The sequence below is a fragment of the Desulfotignum phosphitoxidans DSM 13687 genome (genome assembly GCF_000350545.1).
GTDB classification, from domain to species: domain Bacteria; phylum Desulfobacterota; class Desulfobacteria; order Desulfobacterales; family Desulfobacteraceae; genus Desulfotignum; species Desulfotignum phosphitoxidans.
In genome coordinates this window covers 1-1,873 of the sequence record NZ_APJX01000036.1, presented here as the reverse complement: position 1 = coordinate 1,873, position 1,873 = coordinate 1, and the positions used below count along the sequence as shown (strand labels likewise).

Annotated in this window: 2 protein-coding genes; both read left to right on the top strand. The window is 53.1% G+C overall.

Annotated elements, in window-relative coordinates; all coding sequences use genetic code 11:
* On the top strand, window positions 1-596 hold a 596-nt coding region (locus tag DPO_RS24950), incomplete at its 5' end, for a nucleotidyl transferase AbiEii/AbiGii toxin family protein (protein WP_040012335.1).
* 128 nt (window positions 597-724) lie between these two features.
* A partial coding sequence (locus DPO_RS23530) for a Gfo/Idh/MocA family oxidoreductase (RefSeq protein WP_040012334.1) occupies window positions 725-1,873 on the top strand: 1,149 nt, incomplete at its 3' end.

The window sequence follows — 1,873 nt, the reverse complement described above, 5'->3', positions numbered from 1 at the left end:
TAAGTCGGAATGAGAGTAGATTTTTTAGTTTTTCTGTAGAATATCCTCAAACGTATCAATTATCATCTGCTCTGCGACCTCACTTGAAATTGGAATTCAGCTTTGAAAATATTTTTTTGCCAGAGCAGACAAAACCGATTCAATCTTTTGTTACACAATTCACAGGTGGGAAAAGCGACTGCACTGTTGATTGCATTTCTCCGGTAGAAACAGCCGGCAATAAGTTTAGTGCGCTGCTTTGGCGAATGACTATTAGAGATAGAACCGCAAAGCCAGGCACTGTCTCTAATGATCCTGCAATGATCAGACACCTCCATGATCTGTCAGCCCTGGAAAATTTGGCTGTATCAGATAGTTTGTTTATAGAAAGTATTTATTTATCTATTAAGAAAGATCTTGGAAGAAGCGGGTCTATAATTGATAAAAGTTTAAAAGATATGGCAAAAGAAGCGCTGGAACAATTTGAAGCTGATCCGATTTATAAAAGTGAGTACACCAGATTTGTAGATGCCATGTCATATGCACCTGATGATGAGAGTATTGGTTTTGAGACAGCGGTAGCTTCATTTGAAAGAATCGTTGGATTGCTTATTTAAAAAGGCTAAAGGCCGGGTCTGACTCGAAATCGACAAAATGCTATCCGGCCTGATAAAATCAATAAAAAAAAGCCCCCCTTCACACTCCTGACCCCCAACTTCTCACTCCTCACTACAAAAAGGAACCCATGAAACAAATCCTCCAATCCTACAAAACCGGCGATCTCTGGCTGGCAGATGTACCGGTCCCGGCCTGCAAGTCTGGCGGGGTGGTCATCCAGACCCGGAACTCCTTTGTATCTGCGGGCACGGAGCGCATGCTGGTGGATTTTGCCAAAAAAAACCTGGCAGGCAAAGCCCTGGCCATGCCGGACCAGGTGAAAAAAGTGCTGCGCAAGATGCAGACCGAAGGGATCTTCAGCACCTTGGAAAAGGTGCAGGCCAAGCTGGATCAGCCCATTCCGCTGGGGTATTCCTGCGCCGGGGTGGTGGCGGAAGCCGGCCCGGGGGTTTCGGGCCTGTGTGCCGGGGACCGGGTGGCCTGCGGCGGGGCCGGGTATGCCAACCATGCCCAATATAATTATGTGCCCAAAAACCTGGTGGTCCGGATTCCGGATGCCGTGTCCATGGAAGATGCGTCCTGTGCCACCGTGGGCAGTATCGCACTCCAGGGGGTCCGGCAGTGTGACCTGGGCCTGGGGGAAAATGTCTGCATCATGGGGCTGGGGCTGCTGGGGCTTTTGGCCGTGCAGATGATGAAGGCGGCCGGGGTCCGGGTGATCCGGGTAAAGGATGCGGCAGGCTCGGGCACGGCACACATCGAGGCCGGGTTTATCGGGGCCGGCAATTTCACCAAAGCCGTGCTCCTGCCGGCCCTGAAAAAACAGCCGGATGTGCATCTGAACACCCTGTGCACAGCCACGGGCATGAATGCCGGCCAGACGGCGGGAAAAGAGGGGTTTGCCTGTGCCACCACGGATTTTCAGGTGGTGCTGGACAATGAACAGATCAACACCGTGTTTGTCACCACCCGGCACAACTCCCATGCCCGGTTTGTGACAGCGGCCCTGGCCGCGGGCAAGCACGTGTTTGTGGAAAAACCCCTGTGCCTGACCCCGGAAGACCTCCAGACCCTCCACAAATCCCCCCCCACTCCTGACGCCTCACCCCTGACTCCTCACTCCACACCAATCCTCATGGTCGGCTTCAACCGCCGCTTCTCCCCCCATGCCGCATTCATCCGCGACTATTTCCAGGGCCGCCTGACCCCCATGATGGTCAATTACCGGGTCAATGCCGGGATCATCCCCCCGGATGTCTGGGTCCCGCACCGCCGT